Origin of the sequence: Coxiella-like endosymbiont, from assembly GCF_002871095.1 — a bacterium.
Lineage (GTDB): Bacteria > Pseudomonadota > Gammaproteobacteria > Coxiellales > Coxiellaceae > Coxiella.
Map to the genome: position 1 here is coordinate 1 of NZ_NSHJ01000089.1, position 14,090 is coordinate 14,090.

Consider the following 14,090-nt stretch of genomic DNA (forward strand, 5'->3'; position numbering starts at 1 on the left):
GCCTTCTTTATAATAGATCATCTCTTGATTGATACAAACTTATTTTTTAGCCTAGAGATAATACTTAGAGATAATCTATAATAAGTATAATAAGATCATACCAAAGTTATTTAAATTTAGCCCTTAGGATTAAATTATTTATAGCAATAATAAATTATTTATAGCAATAATTTATAATAATAAAAATTGCTTAACTTTTTTCTTGTTCTTTATATTGAAATTCTGTCGTCCTTACTGAGGGTATAGTCTGTAAAATAACTTTATTAATCTTTGATTACAATTTATGTTTTTCAGTTACTTTCATACATTGCAAGAATTTTTATACTAAAACAAAAAGATTGCTCGTTAACTGGAAGATTTAAATAAGTTGCTCCAAGGATCTGGGGAAGTAGAGTCTGCTGCTGCATAGCTGATATTGTTCTAATTTTTTAAATCCTTACATTGGAAGGATCATTTATTGCCATACTGGATCATCAGTAACTAAATATTTTGAATACAAGGAAGATGAGGGGTTCATTTTTTCTGTGAAGGTTCCAGATTGTTCTTTGATAAAATGGCTTAAGTAAATACTTCCTAATCTCCTAATTCTTTAGTATTTTTGATGTCTTCTAAATTATGGGAATAATTATCGATAAGTATGTTCTCAATTTTTCTATTTTCGTTGTTTGTTTCTTTACTAAAGAAAAAAATACTTTTAAAAAAGTAGTCTTTTTATAAGCTATTGTTTATGAGGATTTGCGGAAATATTAATGTTTTTAATAAGTTTTTTATCTAATTTCAAAAAATTTTCTCAATACTTAAAGAATAAATTAGCCGTAGATAGTATAAAAAGTAATGGATCATTTGTACTTAGCACGGATAATAGGCTGCAAGTTTTAGTTTTCATTGGAGAATAAAAGTATTAAATTTTTTCGGAAGGACTCAGATAAGATTTTGATATATTAATTGTTGATCTTTAATTTAGCTCGTATTATTTTCTTAATTTAGTTTATTATTTTAATTATAACGATAAATTAAAATTTATCATTTTATCAAAATTAAAAACAATACAATAATTTTAAATATTAAGACTCTTTTCTTCTTTTACTTAGGTTTTAATTTTCTTAATTTGCTCTTTTTTTTGTAAAGTAAAAACCTCATAGCCATCTTCAGTAACTGCGAGCGTATGCTCCCATTGAGCCGATAATCGGCGGTCCTTGGTGACGACTGTCCAAGAGTCATTAAGCAGCTTAATATAGCGTTTTCCAGCATTGATCATTGGTTCGATGGTAAATGTCATCCCAGGTTCTAAAGTAAGTCCAGTTCCAAGCTTACCATAATGAAGAACTTGTAATTCAGGTTCATGAAAGACCTTACCTATGCCATGGCCACAATATTCTCGAACGACGGAATAGTGATTTTTTTCTGCATGAGCTTGAATAGCAGCACCCAGATCACCTAATCGTGTTCCTGGCTTTACCATAGAAATTCCAATGTAAAGACATTCTTGAGTAATACGAATGAGTCGTTCCGCATGAGGTGGGGTTTTCCCTACAGTGAACATTTTGCTTGTGTCTCCATGGTAGCCATCTTTTAGAATAGTTACATCAATATTGATGATATCACCTTCTTTTAATTTTTTATCGCTAGGAATGCCATGACACACTACATGGTTAACTGATGTGCAAATGGATTTTGGAAATCCTAAATAATTTAAAGGTGCAGGGACGGCTTTCTGAACGTTAGTGATGTAGTCGTGACAAATTGTATTAAGCTCATTAGTAGAAATGCCAGGTTTTACGTAAGGTTCAATTATTTCAAGTACTTCAGCTGCTAAACGACCGGCAACCCGCATCTTTTCTAACTCCTCAGGTGTTTTGATAGATATTGACATTTGTTAAGAAGTATAGAGGTCTTACCAAATAAGATGCAAGTTCTATTATTTTCTACACACACTATTAAGAATTTATGATGAAGGTAAGGATATGATGAAGTTAAGGAGCGAATCGCCGTAGTTAGAATGCTATAGGGCCAAACCCAATCTTCCATCCTTGATTTCTTTATGATATAAGGGTGCAGCAAATTTAAACATCTATATAATACATAATACGTAATTTAGGGTACGCCTGTTAACTCAATTTAGACTATGTAGTACATAAAAGTTTTAATGCGGAGAGAAATATGACCGAGATAACTATGCGTCAAATGCTAGAAGCTGGGGTGCACTTTGGCCACCAGACCCGTTATTGGAATCCCAAGATGGCTCCCTATATTTATGGAAGTCACCAAAAAATCCATATCATTAATCTTGAAGAAACATTGCCTCTTTTTCGAGAGGCATTAAAATTTATTAGGGATGTGGCTTCTAAACACGGTAAGTTTTTATTTGTAGGAACTAAATTTGCGGCTCGTAAAATCGTAAAACAAGAAGCTATTCGTTGTGGAATGCCATATGTAAATTACCGTTGGTTGGGAGGGATGTTAACCAACTATAAAACTATTCGGCAGTCGATTAAGCGCTTAAAAGAACTCGAAGAGCGTTTAGAAAACGAAGATAACCTTGTAGGGATGACTAAGAAAGAAATATTGAATTTGATGCGCCAAAAAGAAAAATTAGCGGCTAATTTATCCGGCATTAAAAATATGGGTAGTTTGCCAGATGTTTTATTCGTAATCGATGTGGGTCATGAAAAAATTGCGATTCAGGAAGCTAAGCGTTTGGGTATTCAGGTCGTAGGTGTAGTTGATACGAATGAGACTCCTGACGACATTGATTATATTATTCCTGGTAACGATGATGCTATTCGTGCTATTCGTCTTTATTGTAAGACAATAGCTGATACTATTATCGATGCTCGTAGTGCTTTAGAGTTAAAAAAAGAAGAAGAGCCTAAAGAAAAACAGAAAATTAAAGTAAAAACCACAGTGAAAAAAGTAGTCACTAAAAAAGCAAAAGTAGCTGAAAAAGTTTCTCTAGTGAGTGAGAAAAGTGAAAACTTCCCTGCCGGAAAAAACGTAGAAATACACCCTTCGGGAAAGGAACAATCACAGACCATCCAAGCCAACGTACAATCTTTATTAAAAAGTGAAGAGGTAAAAATAAAAAATGAAGACAATCAATTTAAAGTAGAAAGCAAATAGAGGGGGAAATAATGATAACAATTACGGCAGGCATGATTAAAGAATTGCGGGAGATCACTGGTGCAGGCATAATGGCATGTAAAAAAGCCCTGCAAACCGCTACTGGTAACATAAACCTTGCTATTAAAGAATTGCGGAAAGCAGGTGAAGTAACAGCAGCTAAACTTGCTCATAAAAAGACAGCGGAAGGCGTAATTGTTATTGCAGTAAGTAATAATGGTGAAAAAGGTTTCATGGCAGAAATAAATTGTCAAACAGATTTTGTGGCGCGAGATGACCAATTTTTAAAATTTACTCAGAACGTTGTCGATCGTGGATTAGTAGAAGGAACTACCAATGTTGCTGCTACCCTCGCTCTTCCTTATCAGGCTGGCTCATCGATTACATTGGAGGAAGCTAGACAAAAGCTTATTACTAAAATTGATGAAAATATTCAAGTTCGCCGTGTAGTATTATTGTCTTCTGATGGTGGTGTTGTGGGTCATTATTCACATGGAAGCCGAATTGGAGTTTTAGTGGCACTTGAAGCTAAGAAATTAGCCTTGGCTAAAGATATTGCTATCCATATTGCTGCTTTTAATCCACGGGCTATACGACCAGACGATGTTCCTATCGAGCTGGTAGAAAAAGAAAAAGAAATCTTAATAGCACAAGCAAAAGAAAGCGGTAAATCCCAAGAAATTATTAATAAAATGGTTCTTGGCCGTTTGCATAAATTCTTAAAAGAAATAAGTTTAGAAGAGCAAGCTTTTATAAAAGATCCAGAAATTCAAGTAGGTGATTTGTTAAAATCGGAAAAAACAACACTGTCAGCATTTATACGTTTTGAAGTGGGTGAAGGTATCCAGAAAGATTCACATAGTTTCACTAATGAGGTAATGGCAGAAGTACAAGGGAATCTTTAATGATTAAGGGGCTTCCAAAACCGCTTTATCGCAGAGTACTCTTAAAGATGAGTGGTGAGGTGCTTATGGGAAAAGAAACTTGTGCTATTGATCTTGAAGTTTTAAATCGTATAGCAAAAGATACGACTCAAGTTTATCAACTTGGAGTGCAACTAGCTATTGTTATTGGCGGAGGTAATTTCTTTCGAGGAGCCACCTTGCAAAAGAGGGGTATCAATCGTATAACAAGCGATTATATGGGAATGTTAGCTACTTTGATGAACGCGTTGGCTTTACGGGATGCTTTTGAGCGATTAAATTTACCAGTCCGGATTTTATCTGCTATCCCAATGACCGGCGTAGTCGATGCTTTTCATCGGCGCAAAGCAATCCATCATTTAGAACAAGGTCGCGTAGTAATTTTTGCTGCTGGTACCGGAAACCCTCTGGTCACCACTGATTCTGCAGCGAGTTTACGGGGAATTGAAATTGATGCCGATGTGGTTTTAAAAGCTACTAATGTAGATGGAGTTTATTCAGAAGACCCTGTAAAAAATCCAAAAGCAAAGCTTTATAAACATTTAACTTATCAAGAAGCTTTAGAAAAAGAATTAGCGGTCATGGATCTCGCTGCGTTTTGTCAATGTCGAGATTACAATATGTCGCTTCGGGTTTTTAATATTAATAAACCAGGAACTATGCTTAGAGTTATTATAGATACAGCAGAAGGAACTTTAGTGAATCGAGGTTAAGAGTGAGATTTAATTCTCACTTCCTCTTTAATGAAGAAAAGAAAATTAAAATTTTTTCTTTTGCCTGGCAAGACTAGGTTGAAGGTTTTTATGATTAATGAAATTATCAGCGACGCAAAAGTACGCATGAAAAAAAATTTAATAGCTTTAAAAGCTAAATTAGTTAAATTAAGGTCTGGACGTGCACATCCGCACTTATTGGAACATATTAAAGTGAATTATTATAATGTCGATGTACCTCTTAATCAAGTAGCAACAATTGCTATTGAAAATTCTCGGATACTTACCGTTATTCCTTGGGAAAAAAGCATGGTGGGCTTAATTGAAAAAGCTATTCAAAGTGCTGATCTGGGTTTAAATCCCTCCACTGTAGGAATGGTAATCCGGGTTCCTTTGCCTCTTTTAACAGAGGAACGTCGCCGGGAACTTTCTCGTGTGGTACGTAATGAGACCGAAAAAGCACGAGTGGCAATACGAAATATTCGTCGGGAAGCAAATCACAACTTAAAGAAATTGTTAAAAGAAAAAAAAATCAGCAAAGACGAGGAACAACGAGGGCAAATCAACATTCAGAAGCTCACCGATGAACAAATCTTGGAAGTAGAAAAAATTTCCTCCCAAAAAGAAGCAGATTTAATGGCTGTATGATAATGAGACCTCATTTTAGGATGACTTGATGAGGGAAAAGGAATTATCTTTAAGCGAAAAAAGGTTTTTGAAATGAGTTCAAATTCTTTGCCTCGGCATGTTTCCATCGTAATGGATGGAAATGGCCGGTGGGCTAAGCCTCGTGGATTGTCAAGGATAGCGGGTCATCGAGCAGGTGCTAAAACTGTCCCTAAAGTAATTGAGTATGCTAGTAACAAGGGAATTGAAGTTTTAACACTTTTTGCTTTTAGTTTGGAAAATCAAGCTCGTCCTCAGCCAGAAGTTGATTTTTTAATGTCTTTATTTTTAGATTCTTTGGAGCGCAATACAGACAAGCTTCACAAAAACAATATTTGTTTACGTATTATTGGGAATCATCAAGAATTTGATAGAAAATTATTGGCCCAAATCTATGCCTCTCAGGAACTTACTAAAAATAATAGAGGTTTAAAATTAATTATTGCCTTAAACTATAGCGGTCGTTGGGATATTGTACAGGCCACTCAACGGTTAGGTAAAAAAATTCAGAATGGTGAAATAAATCCTGAATCAATTACAGCTAAATTATTTCAAGAATATGTATGTTTAAGCGATTTGCCTGAACCTGACTTATTAATCCGTACCAGTGGCGAACAGCGTTTAAGTAATTTTATGTTATGGCAGGCTGCTTATACGGAAATTTATTTTACGCCTACACATTGGCCTGATTTTAATTCTAATACTTTTGAGCAAGCTTTGGCCTTTTATCAAACACGTCAACGTCGTTTTGGGTTAACCCCAGAACAGGTTGAAGAGAACTAGTATGTTTAAGCATCGTTTACTCACCTTGTTAATCTTAATTCCTCTTTTACTTTTATCAATTCAATATTTACCAATGCCTTGGTTTAGCTTTTTCATTGGTTTTATAATGCTCTGGGGGGCCTGGGAATGGTCCCTATTAGCAGGAATAAAAAATTATTATTTTCGTACTCTTTATCTGATTTTAATTCTATTGGCTCTGATAGGGACTTACTATCTTCCTATTTTTTGGGTGTTAATTATTTCTTTTATTATTTGGTTATGGGCTGCATTGGCCGTTATTTGTTACGCAAAAGGTTTCCTTCCTATGGGCTTTCAATATAACGTAATAAAAATTGTTGTAAGCTTCTTTGTGTTAACTGGCTGTTGGGTAGTGGGAGTGGCGTTACGTGAAAATATAGGTGGTCCGGGGTGGTTAATATTTGGTTTAATATTGATTTGGGCTATGGATATAGGAGCTTACTTAGCTGGTCGATGGTGGGGGAAGCGAAGATTAATTGTGCGTGTCAGTCCCAATAAAACATGGGAAGGATTGGTTGGGGGGCTTGTTTTAACGTTAGCAATCGCAGGTATTGTCTCTCTTTTTTTCTGTCACTCTCTTTTTCGATTGATATTAATAACTTTTTTAGCACTAATTACAGCTATTTTTGCGATTATAGGTGATTTATTTGAAAGTATGCTGAAACGACAAGCGGGAGTAAAAGATACGGGTCAATTACTTCCTGGTCACGGCGGTATTCTAGATCGTATTGACAGTATTCTTGCTGCACTTCCTATTTTCCTTTTAGGGTCTTTATGGATTTGGTTAATTTAATTTTAAACTACGTTTTTCTTAAAAAACATTTTTTTGAAAAATTTAGTATGCTTTTTAAAGCAATTTTTAATGCAGGCTCAAGCCAAGGTGTAAAATTTTCAGGATTTTTTTTGTATTCTTTTTTTAAAGAAGGAATATTAATCCAACGAATAGCAGTGATTTCATTTTTGTTAAAATAAATTTTTTTATTAGTTAAAAAGAATCCTACTAGTACGTGATCGTATTCATTTTCAATTAAGTTATTACCTACTTTAGCTGTGTAACGAAATTCTCCTGCTTTTTTTAAGAGTGTTTTTAATTCCATTTCTTCGAAAAGTCGTCTCTTACCAGCCTCAATAATATTTTCTCCTGGTCGTGGATGGCTGCAACAAGTATTTGTCCATAAACCGCCACTATGATATTTTTTAGGATGACGTTTTTGAAGTAATAATTCCAATTCGTTATTGCGCCACGAAAAAATAAACACTGAAAAAGCGCGATGCAATTTTCCTTCACGATGAACTTTTATTTTTTCCTCGTTTCCTAGCGGTTGATCCTTTTCATTAACTAGTATGACTTCTTGAATAAGAGTGTCTTTAAAAGGTGAAATTATTTCAAGATTATGAAAGTATTGACTTAATTTTTCCTTATCTTGTGCTAAAAATAATGATTTAATATTCGATCCCGCATCTTGTGTAAAATAAATTTCTAATCCCTTTTTTCGAAGCATCCATATTTTTTTTAAAAGTTGAATTGTTTTAGGAGAAGAATACATTAGGGGCGGCCATGCAGTGAGCATTGTTGCATGCATTCCTAATGCATTAGATTCGGTGGCTTGTCCTAAGAGGGAGAAGTCTTTTTGGTTTATTGCTTTTTTTATGGAGATAAGATCCTGATTTACTTTTTGAGTCCATGCGCTATAAAGCATAGAGGTAGCTACAGTACGTTTCATTCCTTCACGTGAGCTGGTAGCTTTTTTTTGATAACTTACAATATGAAGTCCAATGCATAGTTCGATCCAATTTTCATTAAGCGGTTCTGCATAACTATCCATCCCAGAAGGATCAGTTCCACAATGCCATTGTACAAATCCTTCAAAAATTGAGCGACATCCACTTCCACTTCCTAACCGAGCAAGAATTGATAAAGTCTTTCCGTCTAATTGCCAACCAAAAAAATCATCCATTGCTTTGATGATAGCCGCATAACTACAGGCGGATGAAGCAAGGCCGGCTGCAATAGGAATGTTAAAATTAAGTTGTAAGCGAAAAGCTTTTATATCAAGAAAGGTAAACTCCTCTAAAAAATCCAGAAAAGGTTTGGCATAGACACTTTTTAAATTTAATAAATGGTTATTAATAATTAATTCGTGATGCGAATTAGGGGAGGAAGAAATTTTAGCATAAGCCCCTTTATTACCGAGTGATATTGATAAGCTTGAAGTAAAAGGTAAGTTGAGATCTAAATTACGCTTGCCCCAATATTTGCATAAGGCGATATTTGAAGGCGCAAAAGCTTGTCCAAAAGATTTAACGGGAGTTTTATTTTGTGGAGTAAGTAATTTTCGGAAAATATCATTACGTTTCATTAAAACTTGCTCCTTCAGAAGTAATGATCAGGTAAAGTTGTTTAACTCCAAGTTTTGTTTCTTCTTTATTGCGTGGAAAAAAATTAGGTGATAGTTTCCCCACGCCAATGAGACAGTCACCTAGACCTGATCCTGATATTTTAGCACCTAAAATATGAGGTTGTTCTCGCAGGCCCTTAAGTAAATTCTCTAAGTGTCTATTACTGACTCCAATAGCTTTCATTAGTTTTTGACCCGAATTAAAAAGATTGCCTAAAGAAATCCAATTTTTAGTATTGATGGCTGTGATTCCTTTTTTTGAAAGCTGATTCATTTTTTCATCGATTATTTTATAATTGGTGAGTTGTTTTTGACGTCGGCTATTAATGATATTGATTGCTTGAGCTGTGGTAAATTTGCTCCCTGAATAAACTACTGCTAAAGGAGGGATCTCTTGTAAAGATATAACCGAAAATGGTGGGTTTCTAAAAGCAATTACCCCCCCAAAAATACTGGCTGCACAATCAGCACCAGACCCTCCCTTTTGCACTTGATGAATCACTTGTAAAGCTTCTTGCCACAAGTTTAACTTAGTTAATGATTTTTTTTCAAGCCAACGATTCAACACTATTAATAATGCTACAGTTACTGCTGCCGAACTTCCTAATCCAAAGGAAGCTGGTAAATTGGATGTAATTTTAATATTACAGCCGGAAGGTGGCTTTTTAAGAGCTAAAGTAGCTAATACAAATTCAAAAGGGGCTTGTAAGATAATTTGATGACGGTCAAGGGTTAGTGAACCCAATGCAGAGTCGATAAAAATCCAGTCGTCACTGCGGGGCTTCAGGGTTATGGAAATAAATTTATCGATAGCAGCTACTATCGCTGTTTTACCATGTAACAAAGCATATTCACCGAGTAGCATTAAACTGCCAGGGGCTGTTGCTCTATACAATGCAAGTTCCTTGATTGTCAGTTTGGATAGGAATAATAGAATACCCGTATTGTTTTACGAGCTTATTAATTGGGTTATCAGAAACAATTAAAATAACACCGCCATTATCTCCTTGTACACTCCCTGCACCACAGATTTTTGCAGCACCACCTAATTTTTCTACATCCACAATAAAATGATCTATTTTATCAGGCACTACACCAATAGTTTTTAGTAATTGGTGATTTTGTTGAATACACTTTTTTACGTTATTAAAGTTATGATTTTGTAGTGCTTGATCGAGTTCGTTGGTGACCGCTGAAAAATCATTTCCAAGAAGACTCTTTTTAAAAAAAGATGATACTTGTGAAATACATTCACCACTACTACTCTGCGGTTGTCCTGTTTGCACTAATTGCATTGGAAAGTCTGGAATAGGGCGTTTTTCAAACTGTCCTTTTTCATAACGTAAACATCCCCCATGATAAACTGTATGTACATCCAACCCACTTGAATAACCATGTTGCAGACTTTCTGATTCTATCCCTAATTTGAGGTAATCTTCTAAATTAAGATTGATTTCCAAAAAATTGGTAAGTGCGTAAATTAAGCTTACTACACTAGCGGCTGAAGACCCCATGCCACACCCAATAGGAATATTGGAGTTGGTAAAAATCTCAATACCTGTTGGCAATTTACTTTTTAAACGATCTAGGACATTAATAAATGTAAAAAGGGAGAGTTCAAAAGGTTTTTCTAAAACTTCCCGAATATTTAAGTGACCTAAGCAATATTTTTGGTATTGATTTTTAAGTTTTCTTTTTAATTTACGGAGTGTTTGGAGGGTAGCTTCTTGCCTAAAATCAATACCCATAAAATGGAAAGAAAAAACTAAGGGTAATGTCCATCGAATAGTAGCTTCTGTATGTCGATTGATAGCAACAGCTAGTGCTGGGTAGCCATAAACAACAGCATGCTCACCTGATAAAATCAGTTTGGCAGGTGTTCGTGTTTTTAAGAAATCTTTTTTCATCGCCCACTCTCAAGCATTTCCTGGGGAGCGATTTCTACTAGTTTGATTAACCTTGTTTTCTTTACGTTCAAATTTTTCGTGCGCGCGCATGAGTTCGCCCGGATTTGTTTGTGCTGCAAGTAAGGATAGTTCTCCACACCAGACGGTAGCAGCAACAATAATAGCTAATCGCCGAGCATTTTGACCAGGTTGTGAATTATCCAAACAGTTTAAAAGACGTAAATGATTTTTAACAAAATCGTGATGTTTTCCATTACCTACAGTCCCCACAATAATATTAGGTAGCGTAACAGAAAAATAGAGGTCATTGTTGTGTACTTTAGCGTGAGTAAACCCTTGAGATCCTTCAACAATATTAGCAACATCTTGTCCCGTCGCGAGGTAAATAGCGTAAAGCAAATTAGCAAAATGCGCATTTGCAGTACGTAAACCCCCTGAAATGATTGAGCCCATTAAATTCTTTTTAATATTAAGATTAACTAAAGCTTCTGGTGTGGTTTTCAAGCGTTCCTGACAGACAGCTCGTGGAATTAACATATCAGCAATAACGTATTTACCCCGACCTAATAAGCCATTGATAGCAGATACCTTTTTATCTACGCAGATATTACCTGAAATAGAGACGTATTTAAGGTTGGGGTAGTGTTCCAGGAGCCAATTAATTAGTACATCCCCTGCTTTGGTAAGCATATTATGTCCAGAAGCATCCCCTGTTGTAGCCTCAAGACGCAGAAACAAAAGGTTACCTACTACTTGGGTATGCCAGTTTATATTACGGCAAAAACGACTGGTTCTGGAAATAACTTGTGCGATTGTTTCGTTTTTATTGAGGTGATTTAGTATAAGCATTACTGAATGTGCGTTTTCGCCCTCCAATAAAATAGAACGCGTCATTCTATCATCGAATATTGTGCACTGAAGGCCAGAACATTTTCGGGTAACACTGGCTCCGCGATTGGTCGAAGGCCATATAGGAGTTTCGAAAGTAGCGAGAGGAACTTCAACTTCGGTGTTTACTTCAGGACCAATAATTTTAATCGGCCCAATAGTTTTAACGGGAATTGATATTGTTTTTTCCATGACTGTATGATACACATAGGAAAAAGACAATACTACTTTAAACAATTCTACTTTAGAAAATACTACTTTGTTAGGCTGTTTGTTAAGTTTCCAAAAATTGTGATTGGGAGGTGAGATGCACACAAGACCTTGCCTAAGGGCAACGGGTACTTTTTTAAAATGTTTCTCATTGCCGAGGATGAGGAGAGAGCTAACTGGGGATGGTCTATAAAGCTTAAGGGGAGGGAAGGGAAGAGAATGATGTCTCCCTCTTACAAAGTTTTTTTAGGGTGCTGAGTTGGAGTACCTGAAAAATTTAGGTAGCGACTTTTAAAGGGAGAAGTAAACTAGATTAATCTTCGTAGAATGTCAAAGAACACCGATAAAGACAGAAGTTGATTATCATCGATTTCTAGACTCTAGAGATCAGGTCGGTTTAGAAAGTTGCAAAAAGAAATTTCAGAATAAAGTACTTGATAATAACACTTACGAGTTAAGCGTTGTAGATAGCGATAGGAGTTTATTGGACTACGAAAGTAAAAAATGGAAGTTGTTTTAAAAATTAACAAATAATGTTAACGAATAATGTTTATTATAGTAGAGAAGAAAATGGACAATAAGTGTTTTTTAAAATAGATAAGTAAGATGTAATAAAATAGATTTAAAAAATAAACTAGAAAAGACCTTCAAGAAGAGAGATTAGAAAAGCCGAAAAGAGAGATTAGAAAAGTTGCTGGCGGCCCTCTTTCAAGTAAATTAAGGTCTCACTCAAATTTGCTTTAAGCACCATAGTATAATTAAAGTCAAGAGGCAAATGATTTGTACTGTCAAGAGAAAGGTGTTGAGACTGTGTTGTGCTTGCTCAAAAGGCCGCAAGCCCGCCTTCTCTTTTTAGCGGTATTTTGCTTTAGAAATATTAGCACGTCAGTAATGTGATGAGCATCAGATCAGTTAAGAAGAATTTAATGATAAGATTAGGGAATGTAGTTTCAGAGGCTATAGCGTTATTAATTTTGAGAAGGTTATTAAAATCGATGAATTGAAAACTTGAACAACCTTGATAAAAGGAAGCAAAAGATGGTGGTAATTTACTCTAAATAGAGGTTATTTCCCGCCAAATAAGCATTGCTATAATAATGCTTTGGTAAAATCTTTAGTTTTGTAAAACTACAGGTATCATAATACTGATAAACTTACCGTACAGAGTATTTAGTGAGGCTTTTTGTAGCTGCAATAATAATAAAATCAAGCACCTCATTTATAAATTAAAGTAATTTAGTAGAAGCCCTTCGTCTAAAGCGTGTTTTTTTGAACACGAGGGATGTGATTTAAAAATAATAGCTATATAAAAAATTTAAGGGATTAACGCTTACTATTTTTTGAATTACTCGATGTTTTTAAAAAAAAGCGTTGGTGATTATTGTTTTGATACAACTTTTTGCCGCCGTACAGATCAGTGTCGTTGAAACTAAAGCAATACTAGTAGATAAAAATGAATATTTTTAAAAAAAGAGGCTTTCAAGAATAATTTTGAAGTTGTTATTATGTAAATCTTTAAAAACTTCTTGATGATGGAGCGGGCTAATAATATTTTTATATTTACTCAATAAAATCAAATGCACCTAATGGATCTTGTTATATAGATTTTTGCTTTTTGAAGAAAACTAATTTTATCAACTATGTTAATTATTCCCTGATCAATAATAATAGGCGATGTTGTGGTTCAGATCTTCGGGATTACCCTCTTTGAGAGGCACCTTGCGAAATTCAATTTTAAATTAAATGCAATCGCGAATATCCCAAATTCAAGGGTCTAGTAAAATCTTTTAATGAAGAAGAAAGTTATGTAGATTGTATCTTTAAATTTAGTTCATTTACTTTCATTAATTTTAAGAATAAATTACGTACGGACGTGCTAAAATAAAATCGTTACCCACAGAGTAACAAATATCCCAATATTCCCAAAAGTAACCCTTATTGGCATAGAGACTTCTTATAAGATCATGTTTATAAAACATCTTCTCTCGATAGAAGCTTATCAGGAGGGGAAAGCACATATAAAAGTTGCTTTTATAGATGGAGGAACTTCCAAAACTATATAAGAAGTATAATATAGTAAGTATTTTTATTAGTGATTCAAGGAGTATTTATAAGATTTTTAAATTACTAACAAAAGTAACATTAATTTGAATCGTAAAAGATGTTATATAGTGGTGAGTTGGCTGGAGGTGATTTAAAGAAAAATGCATCTTAGCAAAAGATGCTCGAGTGATTGATTCAGCATTTTAAAATTGATTGGTATGAGTCTAATAACTAACTGTCACAATGTATATTAAAACTATTTAGAGTTTTTGTAATCTTTTTTTAAATACTAAATTATTTTATTAGAAAAATTCAGGAATTCTTCATAAGAGTGTTTACTAAACATAGTTTGTACTGAATAATACAATAAATTTAACCCACAAAAAAATAATAAGTTTTCTATATTGTATAAAATAACTT

11 protein-coding genes are annotated in these 14,090 nt (G+C 34.5%); 6 read left to right on the plus strand and 5 right to left on the minus strand.

The window, feature by feature from the left end; genetic code table 11:
- Positions 1 to 1,087: 1,087 nt before the first annotated feature.
- Complete coding sequence (gene map / locus CLERM_RS01460; RefSeq protein ID WP_102156832.1) at positions 1,088 to 1,873, minus strand: type I methionyl aminopeptidase; 786 nt, start codon at positions 1,871 to 1,873, stop codon at positions 1,088 to 1,090.
- A 287-nt stretch (positions 1,874 to 2,160) separates the two neighbouring features.
- Between map and rpsB the strand changes: the two genes are divergently transcribed.
- The 6 genes from rpsB to CLERM_RS01490 all read left to right on the plus strand — a co-directional run bounded on the left by rpsB (position 2,161) and on the right by CLERM_RS01490 (position 7,016).
- Entirely contained in the window at positions 2,161 to 3,120 is a 960-nt protein-coding gene (gene rpsB / locus CLERM_RS01465; protein ID WP_102156833.1) for a 30S ribosomal protein S2, read from the plus strand.
- A gap of 11 nt (positions 3,121 to 3,131) precedes the next feature.
- Complete coding sequence (gene tsf, locus CLERM_RS01470; protein ID WP_102156834.1) at positions 3,132 to 4,025, plus strand: translation elongation factor Ts; 894 nt, start codon at positions 3,132 to 3,134, stop codon at positions 4,023 to 4,025.
- Positions 4,025 to 4,756 (plus strand): UMP kinase, encoded by a 732-nt coding sequence (pyrH, locus tag CLERM_RS01475; RefSeq protein WP_102156835.1) that lies wholly within the window; start codon positions 4,025 to 4,027, stop codon positions 4,754 to 4,756. The genes tsf and pyrH overlap by 1 nt, the downstream gene beginning before the upstream one ends.
- Before the next feature lie 90 nt (positions 4,757 to 4,846).
- Positions 4,847 to 5,404, plus strand: a complete 558-nt coding sequence (frr, locus tag CLERM_RS01480; RefSeq protein WP_102156836.1) for a ribosome recycling factor — start codon at positions 4,847 to 4,849, stop codon at positions 5,402 to 5,404.
- A gap of 72 nt (positions 5,405 to 5,476) precedes the next feature.
- Positions 5,477 to 6,205: a polyprenyl diphosphate synthase gene (gene uppS / locus CLERM_RS01485; protein ID WP_102156837.1), complete on the plus strand. Its 729-nt coding sequence runs from the start codon at positions 5,477 to 5,479 to the stop codon at positions 6,203 to 6,205.
- 1 nt (position 6,206) lies between these two features.
- The gene (locus tag CLERM_RS01490; protein WP_102156838.1) at positions 6,207 to 7,016 is read left to right on the plus strand and encodes a phosphatidate cytidylyltransferase; all 810 of its coding nucleotides are present in this window, start codon (positions 6,207 to 6,209) and stop codon (positions 7,014 to 7,016) included.
- A 7-nt stretch (positions 7,017 to 7,023) separates the two neighbouring features.
- Here CLERM_RS01490 and mvaD read toward each other — a convergent pair whose 3' ends face one another.
- The 4 genes from mvaD to CLERM_RS01510 are packed head-to-tail and all read right to left on the minus strand — an operon-like array spanning position 7,024 to position 11,609.
- The gene (gene mvaD / locus CLERM_RS01495) at positions 7,024 to 8,583 is read right to left on the minus strand and encodes a diphosphomevalonate decarboxylase (RefSeq protein WP_102156839.1); all 1,560 of its coding nucleotides are present in this window, start codon (positions 8,581 to 8,583) and stop codon (positions 7,024 to 7,026) included.
- Complete coding sequence (locus CLERM_RS01500; protein WP_236905166.1) at positions 8,573 to 9,517, minus strand: mevalonate kinase family protein; 945 nt, start codon at positions 9,515 to 9,517, stop codon at positions 8,573 to 8,575. Before CLERM_RS01500 ends, mvaD begins: the two co-directional genes overlap by 11 nt.
- Positions 9,510 to 10,529, minus strand: a complete 1,020-nt coding sequence (gene mvk, locus CLERM_RS01505; RefSeq protein ID WP_102156840.1) for a mevalonate kinase — start codon at positions 10,527 to 10,529, stop codon at positions 9,510 to 9,512. The genes CLERM_RS01500 and mvk overlap by 8 nt, the downstream gene beginning before the upstream one ends.
- Positions 10,530 to 10,538: 9 nt before the next feature.
- Entirely contained in the window at positions 10,539 to 11,609 is a 1,071-nt protein-coding gene (locus CLERM_RS01510) for a hydroxymethylglutaryl-CoA reductase (RefSeq protein WP_102156841.1), read from the minus strand.
- Positions 11,610 to 14,090 lie beyond the last annotated feature (2,481 nt).

What these genes read in the sequence shown, in the direction of transcription:
- uppS (WP_102156837.1), top strand. Translation starts at nt 5,477, where the DNA reads ATGAGTTCAAATTCTTTGCCTCGGCATGTTTCCATCGTAATGGATGGA.
- CLERM_RS01510 (WP_102156841.1), bottom strand. Translation starts at nt 11,609, where the DNA reads ATGGAAAAAACAATATCAATTCCCGTTAAAACTATTGGGCCGATTAAA.
- tsf (WP_102156834.1), top strand. Translation starts at nt 3,132, where the DNA reads ATGATAACAATTACGGCAGGCATGATTAAAGAATTGCGGGAGATCACT.
- rpsB (WP_102156833.1), top strand. Translation starts at nt 2,161, where the DNA reads ATGACCGAGATAACTATGCGTCAAATGCTAGAAGCTGGGGTGCACTTT.
- CLERM_RS01490 (WP_102156838.1), top strand. Translation starts at nt 6,207, where the DNA reads ATGTTTAAGCATCGTTTACTCACCTTGTTAATCTTAATTCCTCTTTTA.
- map (WP_102156832.1), bottom strand. Translation starts at nt 1,873, where the DNA reads ATGTCAATATCTATCAAAACACCTGAGGAGTTAGAAAAGATGCGGGTT.
- frr (WP_102156836.1), top strand. Translation starts at nt 4,847, where the DNA reads ATGATTAATGAAATTATCAGCGACGCAAAAGTACGCATGAAAAAAAAT.
- pyrH (WP_102156835.1), top strand. Translation starts at nt 4,025, where the DNA reads ATGATTAAGGGGCTTCCAAAACCGCTTTATCGCAGAGTACTCTTAAAG.
- mvk (WP_102156840.1), bottom strand. Translation starts at nt 10,529, where the DNA reads ATGAAAAAAGATTTCTTAAAAACACGAACACCTGCCAAACTGATTTTA.
- mvaD (WP_102156839.1), bottom strand. Translation starts at nt 8,583, where the DNA reads ATGAAACGTAATGATATTTTCCGAAAATTACTTACTCCACAAAATAAA.